Here is an 18,139-nt window from a genome sequence, read left to right as displayed (position 1 = left end):
CCGGGCGGGCCGCCGTCACATCTCCGGCGCGATGACCTCGCGGGCGACGATCGCGGCGCGGACCTCGTCCGGCACCGCCGCCGCCTTCTGGCTGGCGTAGTCGAACCAGACCAGCGTGCCGCGCGCCGCCAGCACCAGCTGTTCGCCGAGAAACACGCCGTTCAGCAGACCCATGCTGCTGCGGCCGATCTTGGTGATGCGGGTGCCGACCACCAGCCGCGCCGGATAGCGGACCTGGGCGATGAAGTCGGCGCCGATCGACGCCAGGATCACGCTGCCGGCTTCACGGCGCGAGCCGTCGACGGCACCGAGCGTCTCCAGATAGTCGATACGCCCGGATTCGACGTAGGTGAAGTACTTGGCGTTGTTGACGTGGCCGAACATGTCGGCGTCGCCCCAGCGCACCGGCAGTTCGATGCGGTGCGCGAAATCGGACAGCCGGATGCGCGTGTTGTCGGTGCTCATGTAGGTCTCGGGGAGGTTGGGCGGCTCAGTTCGGCGCGGCGCGCGGCTGCCAGTTCGACGACCCGCTGGCGGCGGCTGTCGCTGGCCTGCGACCACTCGGCGATCTCGGCCAGCGTCCGGCCGCAGCCGGTGCAGACCGATTGCGGGTTCAGCGCGCAGATGCCGACGCAGGGCGACTCGACCGTCACGGCGGCGGTGCGGCGGCGTTGATCAGCAGCTTGAAATCGACGCGGCGGTTCAGCGCCCGGTTGGCGTCGCTGTCGTTGGCCGCCAGCGGCTGGGTTTCGCCGTAGCCACGGGTGCTCAGCCGCTCGCCGTCGACGCCGCGGGCGATCAGATACTGGCGCACCGCTTCGGCCCGCAGTTCGGACAGCTTCAGGTTGTACGCCGCCGAAGCGGTGTCGTCGGTGTGGCCGGCGATCTCCAGGCGCAGGTTGTCCTGGTGGTTGAGCGTCGCGGCGATGCCGTCGAGCACGCCGGTGGCCACACCGGTCAGCACCGCCGAGCCGGACTCGAAGCTGACCGCCTGCAGGCTCAAGGTCTGCTCGACCGCGCAGCCGCCGGCATCCACCTGCAGGCCGGTGGCGGTGTTCGCGCAGGCATCGGTGCCATCGGCGACGCCGTCGGCATCGGCATCGCCGGCAGTCGTCAGGCTGCAGCCGCGATCGTCGACGCGATCGCCGCTGGCGGTATCCGGGCAGGCGTCGACGTCATCGGCGATGCCGTCGCGGTCGCCGTCGTTCAGGCAGTCGCGCCGGCCAGTCACCGGATCGACCGCGGTCAGCGCGCATTCGCGGCTCGGCGGCGACACCGCCGGCGGCGGGGTCTGCCAGCGCAGCGGGATGTGCAGGCCGATCTGGAAGCGCAGGTCGGCGAGGAAATCGTCGTCCGCCGGTGCCGACTTGCGATCGTTGTACTGGATCAGACCCTTGACCTCGGTGCGCAGCCCCCAGCCCCAGTCCCAGATGCCGAGACGCAGCGGGAACAGCAGACCGGCGCCGAGATTCAGCGCCGGGTGCAGGTGGCTGTCGCCGCGCACGTCTTCCAGCACGCCGCCGATCGAGCCGAGCAGGTACGGCTTGACGTCGGGCAGCAGCGCGGTCTGGAAGCGCTGCAGGCCGAAGTCACGCACGTAGTCGAGCGACAGCGCGCGCTGGTAATCCGGGCGGCCGTCGATGTTGCGGTCGCGCCGCAGGTTCAGGAACGACAGCTCCAGCGCCTGGTTGGCGCCAATCGCGCGGCCGAGCGTGACCTGGAAGCCGTAGCCGTTGTCGGAATCGCGGCCGGAGTCAGGCCGCTCGTAGCTGCCGAAGCCGGCCAGGTAGTAGCCGCGGTCGTCGTCGACGGCAAGCGCCATCGCATCGGAGGCCATCAGGGTCGCCACCAGCAGGCCGGCGCGGATCATCGGGAATCGGAAAGTCATGTCGTTCGTCGAATGGGGCGGGTACGGCATCAGGAAAGGGCGTCGACCACGCGCGGCAGCGCCGGCACGGTGCCGCGCAGGGCCCGCGCACACTCGCCGACCAGCGCCGGGCCACGGTAGATCAGGCCGGTGTAGATCTGCACGAGATCGGCGCCGGCCGCGCGCTTGGCGGCGGCATCGGCACCCGACTGGATGCCGCCGACGCCGATCAACGGAAAGTCCGGCCCGACCCGCTCGCGCAGCTTGGCGAGGATCGCGTTGGAAGCACCCAGCAGCGGCGCGCCGGACAGGCCGCCGGTCTCGTGGGCGTGCGGCAGGCCTGCCACCGCGTCGCGCGACACCGTGGTGTTGGTGGCGATCAGGCCGTCGATGCCGTGCTTGCGGGCGGCGTCGGCGATGCTGGCCAGACCTTCGTCGTCGATGTCCGGGGCGATCTTGACCAGGATCGGTCGGCGCGCGCCGTAGCGGGCGCTGAGCGTTTCGCGGGCATCGGCGAGCGAGGCCAGCAGCGAATCGAAACGGCCGGCCTGTTGCAGGTCGCGCAGATTCTTGGTGTTCGGCGAGGAGATGTTGACGGTGATGTAGTCGGCCACCGCGTAGACCTTGTGCAGGCAGGCCAGGTAGTCGAGCTCCGCCTGCTCCATCGGCGTATCGGCGTTCTTGCCGATGTTGATGCCGAGCACGGCGCGGCGGCGCACGCAGGCGGCGCGCTTGACCAGCGCATCGACGCCCTGGTTGTTGAAGCCGAGGCGGTTGATCAGCGCCTTCTCCGACGGGATGCGGAACATCCGCGGCCGGTCGTTGCCGCGCTGCGGCCGGGGCGTCACGGTGCCGACCTCGATGAAGCCGAAGCCCATGCGGTCGAAGGCTTCGATCGCCTCGCCGTTCTTGTCCAGCCCGGCGGCCAGGCCGACGCGGTTGCGGAACTGCAGGCCCATCAGCCGCACCGGATCGTCGACCGGCCGGCTGGCAAACAGGCTGCCGGACGCGGGATACCGCGACAGCCAGGCCATCGTCAGTTCGTGGGAGCGCTCGGCATCGAGCGTGAACAGCGCCTTGCGCGCCAGTCGGTAGCCTTTCATCGGAACTCGTTCAAATCGACGTCGGGGATTTCAGTCAGGCAGCCGGCTCAGGAACCGGCCGGCAGCACGCCAGGCGGTGGGCCGGAATGGTGGGGCAGCGGCTTCATCATCGGCACCGGTACGGCGATCTGGCGGCGTTCGCGGCGACCGAAGCGATCCTGCAACGCGCGCCATTCATGGCCGAGATAGTCGCGGCCCAGGGTCAGCGGCAGGCGCGCCATCATCCGCGCCAGATCGCCGAACAGCAGCGCGCGGCGATCGCCCTCGTAGAGGCTGCCGTAGCTGCCGGCGAGCGCCATCAGCGAGCGCGACAGGTGCAGGTAGTCGCGCTGCAGCACCAGGCCCGCCTGCTGGGTGTTGGCCATCAGCTGCAGCACGGTCTGGCCGCGCCGGTGCAGGCCGGCCATGCCGCCGCGACGCAGTTCGCGAACGAAGCTGCGCCGGGTCAGCGGCGCGACATCCTTCTTGCGCAGGGTGTCGTCGAGCAGTTGCCGGATCAGGTCGCGGCGGCCGGCATTTTCCTCGGGCTGCGTGGAAATGCGGATCAGCGCGTCGGTCAGCAGATCGGTATCGGCGAGGATGCAGCCGGCCAGGTAATCCCAGACCGGCCGCCACTTGCCGTTGAGGTCGACGACATTGCCCCAGTCGATCAGGTTCAGCCGGCCCTGGGCGTCGATCATCAGGTTGCCGGGATGCAGGTCGCCGTGCATCTCGCGGTAGGCGAAGGCGTGGAACAGCACGGTGGCGCTGAGCTGCTCGACGACCTTGTTCTGGAACTGCCGGCGTTCGCGGCGCGGCAGCCGCGACAGCGCCTTGGTCAGGCTGACGGCATCGCCGAGGAATTCCATTTCCAGAATCCGCCGCGAGGCACCGTACAGCTCCGGCACCCGGAACAGGTTGCCGCGCAGGGACCGCTGGTAGAAGCGCTGGTGGTTGGCGGCTTCGGCCTCGAAATCCAGTTCCTCGACGAAGCCGGCGACGAATTCGTCGACCTGCTCCTGCATCGCGCGCAGGAACGGCGCCAGCCGCGAATGCGGGGCCCAGTACTGGGTCGACATGATGGCGAGGCCCAGCACCAGCTTGCCGATCTCGAACTCGCGGTCGATGTTGTGGCGGCCGACCTTGATGATCACCGGCCGCAAGACTTCGCGGTTGTTCTCGTAGAACGGCTTCTTGGCGAGATACACCGAGCCGATCGAGCCGGACTTCAGCGGCTTGTCGGCTTCGAAACCGAGGTAGAACTTCTCCGGCGGCTTGCCGTAGCACTCGATGAACGCGGCGCGCACTTCCTCGGCGGTCATCGGCGCCACGTCCTCGTGGAACACGCTCAGCTCGCGGGCGATTTCCTCGGGCAGGAAGTCGGCATTGGCGGCGGCGACCTGGGCCATCTTGACGAAGAACGGGCCGAACTCGTTGACCATCTGGGCAATGATCCGCGCCTGCGCCTTGTAGTCCTTCGGGTCGACGGCGAAGAACGGCTTGATGTAGCGCAGCGCCCGGATCTGCCGGCGCACGATGCCGGCGTCGGTCTTGATCTGCGCGGCGCGCTTCAGCAGCTCGTTGAGCTGCCACTGGTTGAAGCGCCGGCCGGCCTTCAGCAGGTTGACGATCTCCAGCAGCAGCGGCTCGTAGGAGCGCACCACCAGCCGGACCATGTCCAGCGTCATCTCGCCGAGGCCCTTCAGCTCGGGCGCCTCGAACAGCTCGTTGAAGAAATTCCAGAACTCGTTGACCAGCGCTTCCGGCACCGGCATCGGGCTGCGGGCGACGGCCTGCTCGACGACGAAACGGATCAGGTCCTCGGTCGACTGCTCGTCGGGAATCAGCTTGCGCCGGCGCAGCGCCTGGGTCAGCCGGCCGGTGTGGCGCAGCAGCGGATGCCGGTAGAGCGCCGAGAACAGCGTATCGATGGCCTGTTCGAGATCCTCGCGCGAGCTGTCCTGCTCGTCGGTGATCAGTGCCAGCAGCGGCACCAGGCCGCGGCTGAGGCGCACCGTGGAAACCCCCAGCGTCGCGATTTCCCGCACCACGCCGCGCACCCTGGCGACGGTCCGGCCGGCCGGGGCCGACGCGGCCTCGGTCGGCGGCGGCACCGGCACCAGCGGCGACGGCGGCTCGTTCACGACTCGCCCCGGGCTCCGATCAGATGGCCCATGCGGGTCATCTTGGTGTCGAGGTACTCGGCGTTGTACGGATTGCGGCCGCGTTCGATGGCCACCCGTTCGGTGACCTCGACGCCATCCCTGACCAGCGCATCGAGCTTGGCCGGGTTGTTGGTCATCAGGCGGATCCGGCACAGGCCGATGTCGCGCAGCATCGCCACCGCCAGCCCGTAATCGCGGTCATCGGCCGGAAAGCCGAGCTGGTGATTGGCGTCGACGGTGTCGGCGCCCTGATCCTGCAGCGCATAGGCGCGCACCTTGTTGGCAAGCCCGATGCCGCGCCCTTCCTGACGCAGGTAGAGCAGCACGCCGCGCCGCTCGCTGGCGATCTTTTCCAGCGCCGCGTTCAGCTGGAAACCGCAGTCGCAGCGCAGGGAGAACAGCGCGTCGCCGGTCAGGCATTCCGAATGGACGCGGACCAGCGGCGGCGGGCCTTCGGCAGCGAGATCGCCGAGCGTGAGTGCCAGATGCTCCTTGCCATCCGCCGAGCGGTAGGCGCGCATCGTGAAAACGGCAAACGGCGTCGGCAGCTTCGCCGTCGCGATCAGCTTGGGTAGGGGCATCGAGTTTCCGGAATACGGTTCAGGCGCCGACAAAATTCTGTCCGCAAACGCGAAGCGTACGCCCGTTGACCGCACTCGCGAGCGGACTGGCCAGGAAAGTCACCGCTTCGGCGATGTCAATCGGCAATCCCCCCTGGCCAAGGCTGGCCAGACGACGGCCGACTTCACGCGGCCCGGTCGGCATCTGCGCGGTCATCGCGGTCTCGATGAAACCCGGCGCGACGGCATTGATCGCCCCGCCGCGCCGCGCCATCACCGGCGCCATCGCTTCGACGTAGCCCATCACGCCCGCCTTGGTGGCGCCGTAGTTGGTCTGCCCGGCGTTACCGGCGATGCCGCCGATGGAGGAAATGCAGACCATCCGCGCGCCATCGTTCAGGCCGTGCGCCAGCAGCGCGTCGTTGATGCGCAGGATGGCGCCGAAGTTGACGTCCAGCACCATGTCCCAGAGGTGCGGCGCCATGTTCTTCAGCATCTTGTCGCGGGTGATGCCGGCGTTGTGGACGACGATGTCGATGCCGCCGAAGCGGGTCGTCAGCTCCTGGGCGATGCGCTGCGGCGCGTCGGCTGCCGTGATGTCCAGCGCGAGGCCGAAGCCGCCGAACGCCGACAGCGTCTCGCCGAGCGCCCCCTCTTCCTGTGGCCGGTCGATGCCGACCACCTGCGCCCCTTCGCGGGCCAGCGTGGCGGCGATGGCGGCGCCGATGCCGCGCGCGGCACCGGTGACCACGGCCACCTTGCCGCCCAGTGGCGCGAAGAACTTGCTGGCCGGATCGCCGGCCGGCGCGTTGAGCGCCAGCGTCTGCGCCGTGATGTAGGCCGCATGCGGGCTCAGCAGGAAACGCAGCGGACCGGCCAGCGCGTCCTCGGCGCCGCGTCCGACTTCGATCAGGTTGACGGTCGCGCCCTTCTTGCCGATCTCCTTGCCGAACGAACGGGTGAAGCCGCGCAGCGCCGCAGCGGCGGCGGCCGCTGCCGGCGTGCCGGCGTCGGCCGGCGCGCGGCCGAGCAGCAGCACGCGGCCATTGGCTGGAATGCGGCCGACCCGGGGCTGCAGGAAGTCGTACAAGGCGCGCAGCTGCGTGGCATCGGCGATGCCGGTGGCATCGAACACGAAGGCGACTGGCGCCGCCGCACGGTCTTCCGGATTCGGCTCGGTCTTCAGGCTGATGCCGGTCGCCGCCGACGCGGCCTTGATCGGCGACAGGCCGGCATGCGCCGTCGCCACCTGCACGGTCGCCCCTGCTTCCTTGAGCACCACCAGCAACGCCGCCGCCAGTTCGCCGTTCGCGGCACTACCCAGCATCACGGACTGGCCATCGAGCGGCCGCGCCGCATAGGGCCCGGTGGCACGGCGCAGGCGCGGCGGTTGCGGCAGCCCCAGCAAACCGCTCAGGGACTTGCCGAAGGCCGATTGGGTGAAATCCAGATAACGGTCGCTCATGCCTGCTCCATCGAAGAAGATGCTGCGAACCGGCGGCGGGCTGCCGTCGTCCGGCTGCCATTATCGCAGTGCATCAAGACGGATGCGCATGGAAAAACGCGTTCAGTCAACAAGTGTTTCTTTTTGAGACGGATTGTCGTCCGTTGCGGCACTGGACGATGGCGGCACAGGCCCGTTGCGGTAGGCATTTCGCGGCTGCGCGCAACCGCCGCTCGCCGCTGACATCGATGGACCGCGCGATACAGGGCTGGCAATCGGCATGACGCTGCGTGCAAGTCTCGGTCATACAAGGTAATTCCTCATTGACGCGATGGATTCGCCTTGCGCATAGTTCGGCCGCGCGCAGCCAGGTCCATGATGCTGCGCCTCATCAGTTGCGGCTTGGGGAGATCCATCATGTCGAAGAAAACCATGCAGGCCATGGCATTCGCCGTGGCTGTTGGGACCGTCGCCTTCCTTGGGCAATCGCGGATCGCGGCAGCAACCGTCAAGCCGCAGCAGGCGCCGGAGCCGGCACTGGCGGCAGCGGACGCGACTCACCCACCGAAGCCGGTCAGCCGTCGCGCGCGAATGGCCCGCATCGTGGCCGAACAGGCCGCCATCAGCGCCGAAGCCAGCGCCCGCAGGACGCTGGCGCGGAAGGCCTCGGAAAAGGACACGGCGATGCGCTGACGCGATGCGGCAATTGGCATAAACTTTCCATGACCTTGCCTCACAGCAAAGTCACCAGTCCGGCAGGAACGGGCTTGCACCGCAACCCACGGTGCAACGCAGGCTCGTCCGCCGGCACCACCGAGACGGGTCCGGCTGTGGCTCGTCCAAACCAATAAATCAGGCGTTCTGCCTTCTCTCGGGGTTTGCAATGAATTTCAGTCGTGTTGTCGTCATCGTTACCGTGACTGCTGCGATCGTTTACGCCGCATTGACGTTCCTGCTGCCCCGCAACGGCAAGGGCCACGGCGCCGAACCGGCGGCCACCGAAGCCGCCGCCGCCAGTGAAGCACCGGCCGCTGCCGAATCGGGCGCCGAAACCGCCAGCGCCGAGCCGGCCGCTCCGGCGGCGGATGCGCCGGCTGAAGACAGCACGGCGGCTGCCGCGCCGAGCGAAGACCCGGCCCTGACGGAAGATGAGGCGCGCCGCATCGCCGCCAATGTCGCCAGCGAAGTCGCCAGCCGCGTTGCGGCCGAAGGCGCAGCGCCGGCCGCCGAAGCCGCTCCGAGCGAGCCGGAACCGGCCAGCGAACCCGAGGCAGCGGCCGAACCGGCCGTCGAGGAAGCGGCACCCGCCCCGGCTCCCGCACCGGCCCCTGCGCCGGCGAAGGTCGCCAGCGCGCCGAAGGCCACCGCCAAGCCGGCTGCCAGCCCGGCGCCGGCCGCAGCGCCCGCCAAGGCACCGAGCGGCAAGCTCGGCAACGGCCAGGATGTGATCAGCGCCTGGTGGCAGCGCGCGCCGAGCAGCGACCACCTGAACCTGGTCTACGTGGGCGAAGCGTCGACCGAAAAGGCCGTCGTGCTGCTGTTCGACAATGCGGTCGATGCCGCCGCCGCCGGCAGCCAGATCAAGCTGATCGATGCCAAGGGCGCGTCGCCGGCCGGCAGCTGGACCAACGGCAGCAACCCGCGCCTGATCGCCTTCAAGGGCGTCGCGCCCGGCCGCTATACGGTGATCGTCTCGCCGGGCCTCGCCGACACGGGCGGCAAGACGGTCGGCGCCGAACTGGTCGGCCCGGTCTACGTCCGCTGAGTCACGCCGTTCGCGGCACCGCATGACCACGATCGTCCTGGTCCGCCACGGCCAGGCATCGTTCGGTACTTCGAATTACGACCGCCTGTCTCCGCTCGGCGAGCGGCAGGCGGTCGTCCTCGGTGAACACTGGCAGCGCGACGGCTTTCACGCCGACCGGGCGCTCGCCGGTACGCTGCAACGCCAGCAGCGCACGGCCGAGCAGGCGCTGCGCTGCTTCGGCCCCATCGCTCCACCGCTGGAGACCGACCCGGCGTTCAACGAGTTCAACCACGCCCAGCTGGTGCAGGCCTACCTGCCTCGGGTCTTGGCCGACCATCCGACGCTGGCCGCGACCAGCCCGGCTGCGCTGCGAGACCCCCGACAGTTCGGGCCGCTGTTCGGCCGCGTGGTGGGCGCCTGGGCCGCTGGCCTGCCTGCCGAGTTGCCGGTCGACGAAACCTGGGAGGCGTTCTGTGCGCGCTGCCTGGCCGGCCTGCAGCGCGCTGCGCAGGGCGCCGAACGAGTCGTCGTGTTCACCTCGGGCGGCGTCATCACCGTCGTGCTGAAGGCGGCGCTGGGCATCGACAACGCCACCGCGCTGCGGCTGAACTGGCGAATCTTCAACGCCTCGGTGCACGAGTTCCAGCTGCACGACAAGGGCCTGAACCTGGCCGGCTTCAACGACATTGCCCACCTGCGCCTGACCGGCGAACCGGCGCTGCTGACCCGGCTCTGAGCAAGGCCGTGCGGCTGGCAGCGCTGCCATGCGCCCCCCCTTGCCACCACCCGCCCCTGCTGACCGCCGCTCGACTGCGTGGCGGCAGCCATCGCGGGCTCAGCCGAGTTGTTCGAAGCGCAGGCCGGCGTGCGCCTGCAGACGCTCGATCAGCCGGTCGCCAAGTGCCGTGGCCGGCGTCCAGAAGCCGCCCGGCAGCTCGGCCTTCGGCACATCGAAGGCCAGGCAGGCGATCGCCTCGCCGAGCATCTTGGCAGTCGAGCCGTAACCGGGGTCGCGATCGCCGGTCACCTGGGTGCGGAGGGTCTCGCCGGCCGCCGTATGGCCGATGAAGCGCAGATCGAAGAAGCCCGCTTCCTGCTCCTTCGGCGACGGTCCCTCGCCCGGCTTCGGCACGACGTAGCGCTCCAGCAGGTGGCGGGTCGGCCCGATGGCACCGGCGACCATGAAACCGCCGAGCCCGAGCGCGACACCGGCCGCCGTCAGGCGCCCCTTCAGGCCGGGGCCGGTCATCATCGCTTCGTCGTAGGCAAAGTCGAGGCCGTAGGCATGATCGGCCAGGCCGTTGGAGCGATGGACGATCCGGGTGTTGATCGCCGCCATCACGAACGGCGCGACCCAGCCGCCGGTGTCGGCGTCGAACTGCGCGAACCTGACGTCCGGCTGACGCGGGCGCTGGCCATGGGTCGGCGGCGCCACTGCATAGGGATTGCCCAGCTGCTTGCGCAGCCCGGGATCGGCCGACACTTCCCGCAGCAGGTTCATCAGGCTGGCCACCGTGCCGCCGGAGAAGCCGCCCCGGAACGCCTTGATCCGCAGCTTGACCCGCCGGGCAGGCGCGCCGAAGGCCGCGATCGCGCGGCGCTGCAGGAAATGCACGCCGAGATCGCTGGGAATCGAATCGAAGCCGCAGCAGTGGACGATGCGCGCGCCACTGGCCTTGGCGGTGGCTTCGTGGGCAGCGATCATCCGCTGGATCCACTGCACCTCGCCGGTCAGGTCGCAGTAGTCGGTGCCGGTTTCGGCGCAGACCTTGACCAGCGGCGAGCCATACAGCGCATACGGGCCGACCGTCGACACCACGGCGCCGGTGGTGCCGCACAGTTCGCGCAGCGCGGTTTCGTCGGCGGCGTCGCAGACGATCATCGGCAGCTTGCGGCCATCGCTGCCGAGCGACTGGCGCAGCTGGTCGAGCTTGGTCGTCGAACGTCCGGCGATCGCCCACTTCACGGCCCCGCCGACGCCATGCCGCTGGTAGAGATAGCGGGTCAGGATCTGGCCGACGAAGCTGGTGGCGCCGAAGACGACGAAGTGATGGATCTGCTGGGGCATCGGAGCGGCATCCGCATCGGAAGTGATGCGCCAAGCGTAACCCGCCGCCTGCCCCGGTCGCCTGCTTGACGCGCCGCCGCGTGCTCCCGTCAACTTTCCGGGTGAACCTGAACCTGCCGCCCAAACCCGAACCGCCGAATCCCCAGGACTGCTGCGAAAGCGGCTGCACGCTGTGCGTGTACACCGTCTATGACGAGGAGCTGCAACGCTGGCGCGAAGCGGTCCGGGCCGCCGAGGCGGCCGCCCGGGCGCAGCGCGACGAACCGGCCGGCGGTCCGGGTTAGCATCGCGGCCCCGGCGCCGTGCAGGCGCCGCGAACAACGACAAACCTTCTTCGAGGAGACACGCATGCCGCTCAATCCCCAGGTGCAGGGCCTGCTGCAGTCGCTGGCCGCCGCCGGTGCACCGGCCTTCCACACGCTGCAGCCGGCGCAGTGCCGGCAGGCGATCAACGCGCTGATGCGGATGATGCCGCCGAGCCAGGCCGTGCTGGCCAGCGTCCACGACACCCATGCCCCCGGCCCGGCCGGCGAGATCCCGCTGCGCGTCTACACCCCGGTCGGCCAGGGGCCGTTTCCAATCCTGATGTACTTCCACGGCGGCGGCTTCGTGATCGGCGATCTCGACACCTTCGATACGCTGTGCCGTGAAACCAGTGCCGGCGCCGGTGTGGTGGTGGTGTCGGTGCACTACCGGCTGGCCCCCGAGCATCCGTTCCCGGCGGCCTCCGACGACTGCCTGGCCGCCACCCGCTGGGCCGCTGCACACGCCAGCGCGATCAATGGCGATGCCAGCCGGATCGGTGTCTCCGGCGACAGCGCCGGCGGCAACCTGGCGGCCGTCACCGCACTGCGCCTGCGCGACGAAGGCGGGCCGGCGCTGAAGGCCCAGCTGCTGGTCTACCCGGTGGCCGACGCCGATCCGGACGCCTATCCGTCGATGACCGCCAACGCCGAGGGCTATCTGCTGACCCGGGCCGACATGGACTGGTTCTTCGGCCACTACGTCCGCGATCCGGCTGCCGTGCAGAACCCGCTGCTGTGCCCGATCAAGGCCGCCTCGCACGCCCGTCTGCCGCCGGCGCTGGTGATCACCGCCGAGTTCGATCCGCTGCGCGACGAAGGCAATGCCTATGCACGCAAGCTGGCCGCAGCGGGCGTGGCCGTCGAACAGCGCTGCTATGACGGCGCGATCCACGGCTTCTACACGTTCTTCGGCGCCCTCAGCCTGGGCCGGGAAGCCGTCGATCAGGCGATTGCCTGGCTGAAGCGCACGCTGGTCGCCTGAGCGTGACCGGCGGCCCATTCCCTGCGGTCGGACCGCAGTTGCCGCGCCGTGGCGGCGCACTGTCGCGCGGACTCGGCCGGGCGTTCCTGCGGCTGCTCGGCTGGCGCGTCACCGGGCAGATTCCGGACCTGCCGAAGATGGTCTGGATCGGCGCGCCGCACACCACCAACTGGGACGGCGTGCTGGGCCTGGCGACGCTGCTGGCGCTGGGTGTCGATGCCTCGACGATGATCAAGGACAGCGCCTTCAAGGGGCCGCTCGGCTGGCTGCTGCGCGGCCTCGGCGCCATTCCGATCAACCGCGCCAGCCCGAAGGGCGTGGTCGAGCAGAGCATCGACCAGTTCGCGTCGCGCCAGCGTTTCGTGCTGCTGATCGCTCCCGAAGGCACCCGCGACGGCGCGGATGACTGGAAGCGCGGCTATTACCGGATCGCCGAAGGCGCCGGCGTGCCGGTGCTGCCGGCGTCGATCAACTATCCGGCGAAGATCATCACCTTCGGCCCGCCGCTGACGCCGAGCGGCGACTACGACGCCGACTTCGCCGAACTGCTCGGCTTCTATCGCCGATTCGGCGTTGCCCGCCATCCGCAGCGCCTGTCGAAGCCGCTGCGACGCTGACCGCCGACCTTGCAAAAAGCAAGCGGCCCCGCCATCCGATCAGGATGGCGGGGCCGCAGGACTTCAAACGCTTGGCGGCAGTTGCCGGATCAACCGCCCAGCAGCCCGCCGAGCAGGCTAAAGTTCTTGCGGCAGGCATCGACCAGCGCAGCACCGCCTGACGGCGCGTACGAGATGAACGTCGCCCGGTCGCAGTAGGTGATGTCCGGCGCGAAGCTGCCCAGCGTACGGGTCAGCGGCAAGGCCGGACGATCGACGGCACGCGCGAAATCGCCCGAGAAGCCCGGCTTGGCCAGGATCTGGCGCAGCACGGTCAGGCCATTGAGCTGGTCGCCGAACGGCAGCCAGTTGTAGCCGAACTCCGGACGCGCCAGGCTCGGCCGGTTGGCCGGCATCGAGATCACGGCCGTGAACGTGCCATCGGCCTGCAGGCGCAGGTCGCGATCGGTCAGGCAGCCGACGTTGCGCGAGGTGTTCAGATCGTTCTGGCACAGCGAGTAGTAGCGGACCATCGGATCGGCCACGAGCAGCGGCGGCTGCACCGCCGTCAGCGGCAGGCGGCCACGCACCACGATCAGCGGCGCATACAGCCGCCCGGTCTGGGCCCGCAGGTAGTTGCTGTCGCCGTTCGGGTAGAACACGCCGGCACCGCGCCCGCTGACCGGCCGGAAGGCCACGTTGGCCTGGTTCTGGCCGATGCCCGGCACCGGGAACACCCGCAGCAGATCGTTGTTCAGCTGAGCCAGTTTGCAGGCACCGGTATCCGGTGTGTTGCGGAGGTTGATCTGGGCTTCCGGGCCGGCGTAGATCAACTCCGGCAGGCCCGCGCCGCCGAGACCGTTGCTATCGGTGTTCGGCAGATAGGTGCGGTACAGCAGCGTCTTGTTGAACACGCCGATCGGCGCGCTGACGCCGGCGTACAGCGTATTCGGCTGGCGATTGGCCGGATTGGCCGGCGGATCGCGGTACACCACCTGCAGCTGGTAGGTCGCGGTGTAGCCGTTGGCGTCCGGCAGCACGGCCGGGTTCGGGGCTGGCGTGGCGCCGCCCACCGGCGTGATCAGCGCATCCGGAATCGAATCGACGAAGTTGCCCGGCCGGAAGCCGTCATAGATCTGGAACGAGAAGTAACGGACCTTCGGGAAGCGGCCGCGGATCACGATGCGCGCGCCGTTGCCCGGATTCAGCGGCAAGGTGGTGACGGTGTAGGTCGCCGTCGAGTCGAGGAAGCCGGTGTTGTTGGTGGTGGTATCGGTGGTGTTGGTCCAGTAGCAACCGTAACGCACGGTCTGCAGCGGATTGCCGCCCGGTCCCAACTGCGCTTCGACAGCCGGTGCCGCCGCCGTCAGCAGCGCAGCCAGTCCCACTGCGCGCAATGACATGCCAAGATTCATATGCTCTCCCCCTTCGAATATTCTTCCGCGCCGGGTGGCCCGGAACTGGTCGCGATGGTCGCGTCAATCGGGCCCCTAGAGAACCGGCCCGATCCAAGATTAGACAATTTCAGCCTTTAGCGTCGCGGATGCAAAACTTCCCTGCCCCTCACAGCCCCGCCTGATGCTGACGGCCTTCCGCTACCGGCTTCGCGTCCGCTACGGCGAATGCGATGCCCAGAAAGTCGTCTTCAATGCCCGCTACGGCGACTACATCGACCTTGCCGCGACCGAATTCATGCGCGCGCTGGGCTTTGGCGCGGAACTGCTCGACGGCCGGCTGGACTACCAGCTGGTGCGGCAGACCACCGAATGGCGCGCGCCGGCGCACTTCGACGATGTGCTGAGCATCAGCGTCAGCAGCCCGCATCAGGGCACCACCTCGTTCACGCTGGCGTTCGAATTCCGCCGCGCGGGCGAAGACACCCTGCTGGCCCGCTCGGAAACCGTCTACGTGCTGGTGTCCCCTGCGCTGGTCAAGACGCCGCTGCCGGAGCGCCTGCGCGCCGGCCTGATCGCCGGCGCCGCCGAGGTCGTCACCTGCCATGCCGGGTGGTCGCCATGAAGTCCTCGCAGCCTGCCCCGAAGTCAGCGCAGCAGAGCCGCCCGTGAGCCGGGAACCGTCACCGGTCCAGCCGCCGGACGAGGACCAGAAAGCCCAGCTGCTGCGCCTGCGCTTCGACGCGCCGCTGGAGCAGCAGTTTCGGGCGAGCTACGAGCAGGGCGCACGCACGTCGCGGGTCATCATCATGGTGATCGGCATGCTGATGATGGGCCTCACGCCGCTCTACGACGCCACGCTGCTGCAGGCGCCGGAGCCGTTCCTGAAGCTGTCGCACCTGATGCAGTTCGGCGTGCAGATCCCGGCGATCGCCGTGGCCCTGCTGATCACCGTGCTGCCGGGGCTGACGCGCTGGTCGATCCCGGCCACCATCGGCGCCACCACCATCGCCGCGATCGGCCTGACCGCGCAGCACGTGGTCGGCTACCAGAACCAGTTCAACGTGCCGCACGACTTCCCGGCGATGACCGTCGCCGGCATGTTGATCCTCGGCCGGCTGCGTTTCCGCACGGCGCTGCCGTGGGCCGTGCTGACCATGTGCGGCGTGTCGGCGGCGCAGATCTGGCTGATCGGCCTGCCGACGGTCTACGACGCCATCTCCGCATGGATGCTGATCGTGGTCGCCGCCATCTCCGCGTACCTGCTCGAGTACTCGGCGCGGCAGAGCTGGTACCGCGGCCGGCTGCTGGAATATCTCGCCACCCGCGATGGCCTGACCGGCCTGCCGAACCGCCGCCATTTCGACGTCGAGCTGCGCCGCCTGGTCCGCGATGCGATGCGCGAGCAGCGCAATGTCGCCGTGATGGTCCTCGATGTCGACCACTTCAAGACCTACAACGACCGCTACGGCCACCCGGCCGGCGATCGCTGCCTGAACGTGGTCGGCGAATGGCTGAGCCAGTCGATGCGCCGGCCGCAGGATTTCTGCGCCCGGATTGGCGGCGAGGAATTCGCCGCCGTCTGGTACGACGCCAGCCCGGAAGTGGCGGTGCAGCTCGCCGAATCGCTGCGCGAGGGCATCAACGGCCTGGCCCGCGAACGCGGCGTCGCCGGTGCCGAGGACGTCAATGCCTCGGGCGGTTTTGCCCAGGTGATCGCGCCGTCGCCGTCGGTATCGCCGGACCGGATCACCGCCGACCTGGTGCAACGCGCCGACATCGCCCTGTATTCGGCCAAGCGGGCCGGCCGTGGCCGGCTGGTGTTCTCCGATTCCGATCACTACACCGACCTCAAGACCGGCAGCCGGATTGACGACTGACACGCCAGTCGGCCGGTCGCCGCCGGGCGGCGCGCCCGCTGCCCGCCGGCCCGGTTCGACCGTAAGCTGCGCGCTCCTACCGAGCCCGCAGACGTGAGCCGCCCTCCTCGATCCTTCGGTCAACGCATCCGCGATCTGTCGATCGGCGCCAAGCTGGGTGTGATGGTGGCGATGTTCCTCGCCTCGGCCAGCGCCGCGCTGGCGATCGTCGCGCTGTCGTTCACGGTGTCGTCCGGCGTGCGCGCCTACGTCGGCGCCGAAAGCCAGTGGTCGAAGGGCCAGAAGGACGCCGTGTACGGCATCACCCGCTACCTGCATGCCGGCGATCGCCAGGCCCTTGTCCTGTTCAGCTCCGCGATCGCGATGCCGCTGGGCGACCGCCGCGCACGGCTGGAAATGAGCCGGCCGGACTACGACGAAGTGGTCGTCTACCAGGGCTTTCTGGCGGGTGGCGTGCCGGCCGCCGACATCCCGGAAATGATCTTCCTGTTCCGCAACTTTCGCGGCTTCGGCTTCCTGGCCCGGGCGATCGACATCTGGGCCGAGGCCGACACCTGCGTGCTCGAACTGCTGGCGGTGTCGGAGCAGATGATCCGCGCCGAGCGCGCCGGACCGCTCGACGCCGCGACCCGGCGCCAGCTGCTGGCCCGCATCGATGACATCAACCGCCGGGTGACGCCGCTGGAGCAGGCCTTTTCAGCCGTGCTTGCCGAAGGTTCGCGGCGCCTGCAGTGGCTGCTGCTGGCGATCATTCTGGGCGTCGCCGGCGTGCTGCTGACCTTGTCGCTGACCGTCGCCTGGCTGGTGACCCGGGATCTCCGCAGCAGCATCGACAGCCTGCGCGACGGCACCCACCGGGTCGCCGGCGGCGATCTCGACACCCGCATCGAGATCCACTCCAACGACGAACTCGGCGTGCTGGCCACCGACCTCAACGACATGATCGCCCGTCGCCGCGAGGCCGAAGTGGCGCTCAAGGCGGCCAACGAGTTCCGCGAGAAGGTCATGGAGAACGCCACCAACGCGATCTACACGATGGACCGCGACGGCCGCTTCATGACCGCCAACCGGCGGACCTGCGAGATCACCGGCTACGCGCTCGACGAGCTGCTGGGCATGCGCTGGTTCGGCCTGATCGCCGATCGCGCCCAGCTGGACGTGCTGCTGCCGAAATACCGCGACACACTGGAAGGCGGCAGCGCGATCACCGACCACGTGGTGTCGATCACCCGCAAGGACGGCCGGGTGGTGGTGATCCAGTTTTCCACCGCTGCGCTGCGCCGCGACGGCGAGATCTTCGCGGTGGTCGCCGCCGCCGAGGACATCACCGCCCGCAAGCGCGACGAAGCCGAGCTGAAAGCGCGCGCCGACGAGCTGGTGCGCTCGAACCAGGAGCTGGAACAGTTCGCCTACGTCGCCTCGCACGACCTTCAGGAGCCGCTGCGCACCGTGGCCGGCTTCGCGCAGCTGCTGCAGCGCCGCTACGAAGGCAAGCTCGGCCCGGACGCCGACGAGTACATCGGCTATGTCACCGCCGGCGTGCAGCGGATGAAGAGCCTGATCGAGGACCTGCTCGCCTATTCCCGGGTTTCGCGCGGCAGCGAGCCGGCCCAGCCGGTGGATCTGAACCGGGTCGTCGAAACCGCGCTGGCCAACCTGCAGGGCGCGATCAGCGCGGCATCGGCGCTGGTGCGCGTCGGCGAGCTGCCGACCGTGCCCGGCAACGAGCGGCAGCTGGTGCAGCTGTTCCAGAACCTGATCGGCAACGCCGTGAAGTTCCGCGCCGAGGACACGCCGAAGATCGAGATCGGTGCGCGGCCGTCCGGCGGCGAATGGATCATCAGCGTGCGCGACAACGGCATCGGCATCGACGCCCGCCATGCCGACCAGGTGTTCGTGCTCTTCCAGCGTCTCAATGCCCGCGACAAGTACCCCGGCAACGGCATCGGCCTGACCATCTGCAAGAAGATCGTCGACCTGCACCGCGGCCGGATCAGCGTCGAGCCGGGTGCGCCCGGCACCGTGTTCCGGATCGTGCTGCCGGCCTGA

At 69.1% G+C, this 18,139-nt stretch carries 18 protein-coding genes; 9 read left to right on the top strand and 9 right to left on the bottom strand.

All coding sequences use genetic code 11. The features are described 5' to 3' along the window. Positions 1-15: 15 nt before the first annotated feature. From ACTIGJ_RS02470 to ACTIGJ_RS02440, 7 genes are read right to left on the bottom strand one after another with little or no spacing between them, the layout of a single operon-like run. Positions 16-465: an acyl-CoA thioesterase gene (locus ACTIGJ_RS02470; RefSeq protein WP_439638694.1), complete on the bottom strand. Its 450-nt coding sequence runs from the start codon at positions 463-465 to the stop codon at positions 16-18. After that, positions 462-653: a DUF1289 domain-containing protein gene (locus tag ACTIGJ_RS02465; RefSeq protein ID WP_439638693.1), complete on the bottom strand. Its 192-nt coding sequence runs from the start codon at positions 651-653 to the stop codon at positions 462-464. Before ACTIGJ_RS02465 ends, ACTIGJ_RS02470 begins: the two co-directional genes overlap by 4 nt. Then, positions 650-1,888 carry an OmpA family protein gene (locus ACTIGJ_RS02460; RefSeq protein WP_439638692.1) on the bottom strand — a complete coding sequence of 413 codons (1,239 nt, stop codon included), beginning with the start codon at positions 1,886-1,888 and terminating at the stop codon, positions 650-652. Before ACTIGJ_RS02460 ends, ACTIGJ_RS02465 begins: the two co-directional genes overlap by 4 nt. Before the next feature lie 29 nt (positions 1,889-1,917). Beyond that, the gene (locus ACTIGJ_RS02455) at positions 1,918-2,970 is read right to left on the bottom strand and encodes a quinone-dependent dihydroorotate dehydrogenase (RefSeq protein WP_439638691.1); all 1,053 of its coding nucleotides are present in this window, start codon (positions 2,968-2,970) and stop codon (positions 1,918-1,920) included. 47 nt (positions 2,971-3,017) lie between these two features. Next, positions 3,018-5,093, bottom strand: coding sequence for an AarF/UbiB family protein (locus ACTIGJ_RS02450; RefSeq protein WP_439638690.1), 2,076 nt, complete (start codon positions 5,091-5,093; stop codon positions 3,018-3,020). After that, complete coding sequence (ribA, locus tag ACTIGJ_RS02445; protein WP_439638689.1) at positions 5,090-5,695, bottom strand: GTP cyclohydrolase II; 606 nt, start codon at positions 5,693-5,695, stop codon at positions 5,090-5,092. Before ribA ends, ACTIGJ_RS02450 begins: the two co-directional genes overlap by 4 nt. A gap of 19 nt (positions 5,696-5,714) precedes the next feature. Beyond that, positions 5,715-7,139, bottom strand: a complete 1,425-nt coding sequence (locus ACTIGJ_RS02440; protein ID WP_439638688.1) for a 3-oxoacyl-ACP reductase — start codon at positions 7,137-7,139, stop codon at positions 5,715-5,717. Between the two features lie 354 nt (positions 7,140-7,493). On the opposite strand from ACTIGJ_RS02440, the gene ACTIGJ_RS02435 reads away from it, so the two are divergent. The 3 genes from ACTIGJ_RS02435 to ACTIGJ_RS02425 all read left to right on the top strand — a co-directional run bounded on the left by ACTIGJ_RS02435 (position 7,494) and on the right by ACTIGJ_RS02425 (position 9,601). Continuing rightward, positions 7,494-7,811 carry a hypothetical protein gene (locus tag ACTIGJ_RS02435; protein WP_439638687.1) on the top strand — a complete coding sequence of 106 codons (318 nt, stop codon included), beginning with the start codon at positions 7,494-7,496 and terminating at the stop codon, positions 7,809-7,811. A 190-nt stretch (positions 7,812-8,001) separates the two neighbouring features. Then, a complete protein-coding gene (locus ACTIGJ_RS02430; protein ID WP_439638686.1) occupies positions 8,002-8,883 on the top strand; it encodes a hypothetical protein in 882 nt (293 codons plus the stop codon). 22 nt (positions 8,884-8,905) lie between these two features. Continuing rightward, a complete protein-coding gene (locus tag ACTIGJ_RS02425) occupies positions 8,906-9,601 on the top strand; it encodes a histidine phosphatase family protein (protein WP_439638685.1) in 696 nt (231 codons plus the stop codon). Between the two features lie 99 nt (positions 9,602-9,700). Here the strand turns inward: ACTIGJ_RS02425 and ACTIGJ_RS02420 are convergent, their stop codons facing one another. Further along, positions 9,701-10,933 carry a saccharopine dehydrogenase family protein gene (locus ACTIGJ_RS02420; protein WP_439638684.1) on the bottom strand — a complete coding sequence of 411 codons (1,233 nt, stop codon included), beginning with the start codon at positions 10,931-10,933 and terminating at the stop codon, positions 9,701-9,703. 80 nt (positions 10,934-11,013) lie between these two features. Between ACTIGJ_RS02420 and ACTIGJ_RS02415 the strand changes: the two genes are divergently transcribed. The 3 genes from ACTIGJ_RS02415 (at position 11,014) to ACTIGJ_RS02405 (ending at position 12,837) form a co-directional block, all read left to right on the top strand. After that, positions 11,014-11,217, top strand: coding sequence for an oxidoreductase-like domain-containing protein (locus ACTIGJ_RS02415; RefSeq protein ID WP_439638683.1), 204 nt, complete (start codon positions 11,014-11,016; stop codon positions 11,215-11,217). Between the two features lie 64 nt (positions 11,218-11,281). After that, a complete protein-coding gene (locus ACTIGJ_RS02410) occupies positions 11,282-12,220 on the top strand; it encodes an alpha/beta hydrolase (protein WP_439638682.1) in 939 nt (312 codons plus the stop codon). Positions 12,221-12,222: 2 nt separating this feature from the next. Next, positions 12,223-12,837, top strand: a complete 615-nt coding sequence (locus tag ACTIGJ_RS02405; protein ID WP_439638681.1) for a 1-acyl-sn-glycerol-3-phosphate acyltransferase — start codon at positions 12,223-12,225, stop codon at positions 12,835-12,837. 89 nt (positions 12,838-12,926) lie between these two features. On the opposite strand, the gene ACTIGJ_RS02400 is transcribed toward ACTIGJ_RS02405, so the two are convergent. Beyond that, complete coding sequence (locus ACTIGJ_RS02400) at positions 12,927-14,219, bottom strand: hypothetical protein (protein WP_439638680.1); 1,293 nt, start codon at positions 14,217-14,219, stop codon at positions 12,927-12,929. Positions 14,220-14,394: 175 nt separating this feature from the next. Here ACTIGJ_RS02400 and ACTIGJ_RS02395 point away from each other — a divergent pair, with 175 nt between their 5' ends. From ACTIGJ_RS02395 to ACTIGJ_RS02385, 3 genes are all read left to right on the top strand, one after another. Continuing rightward, positions 14,395-14,835 carry an acyl-CoA thioesterase gene (locus tag ACTIGJ_RS02395; protein WP_439638679.1) on the top strand — a complete coding sequence of 147 codons (441 nt, stop codon included), beginning with the start codon at positions 14,395-14,397 and terminating at the stop codon, positions 14,833-14,835. Between the two features lie 43 nt (positions 14,836-14,878). Beyond that, positions 14,879-16,090, top strand: a complete 1,212-nt coding sequence (locus tag ACTIGJ_RS02390) for a diguanylate cyclase (protein WP_439638678.1) — start codon at positions 14,879-14,881, stop codon at positions 16,088-16,090. 93 nt (positions 16,091-16,183) lie between these two features. Beyond that, complete coding sequence (locus ACTIGJ_RS02385) at positions 16,184-18,139, top strand: sensor histidine kinase (protein ID WP_439638677.1); 1,956 nt, start codon at positions 16,184-16,186, stop codon at positions 18,137-18,139.

The sequence above is a fragment of the Nevskia sp. genome (assembly GCF_051860985.1).
In the GTDB taxonomy this organism is placed as follows: Bacteria; Pseudomonadota; Gammaproteobacteria; order Nevskiales; family Nevskiaceae; genus Nevskia.
Note: the sequence above shows the minus strand (reverse complement) of the source record. Positions and strands in the feature narration are given on the sequence as shown.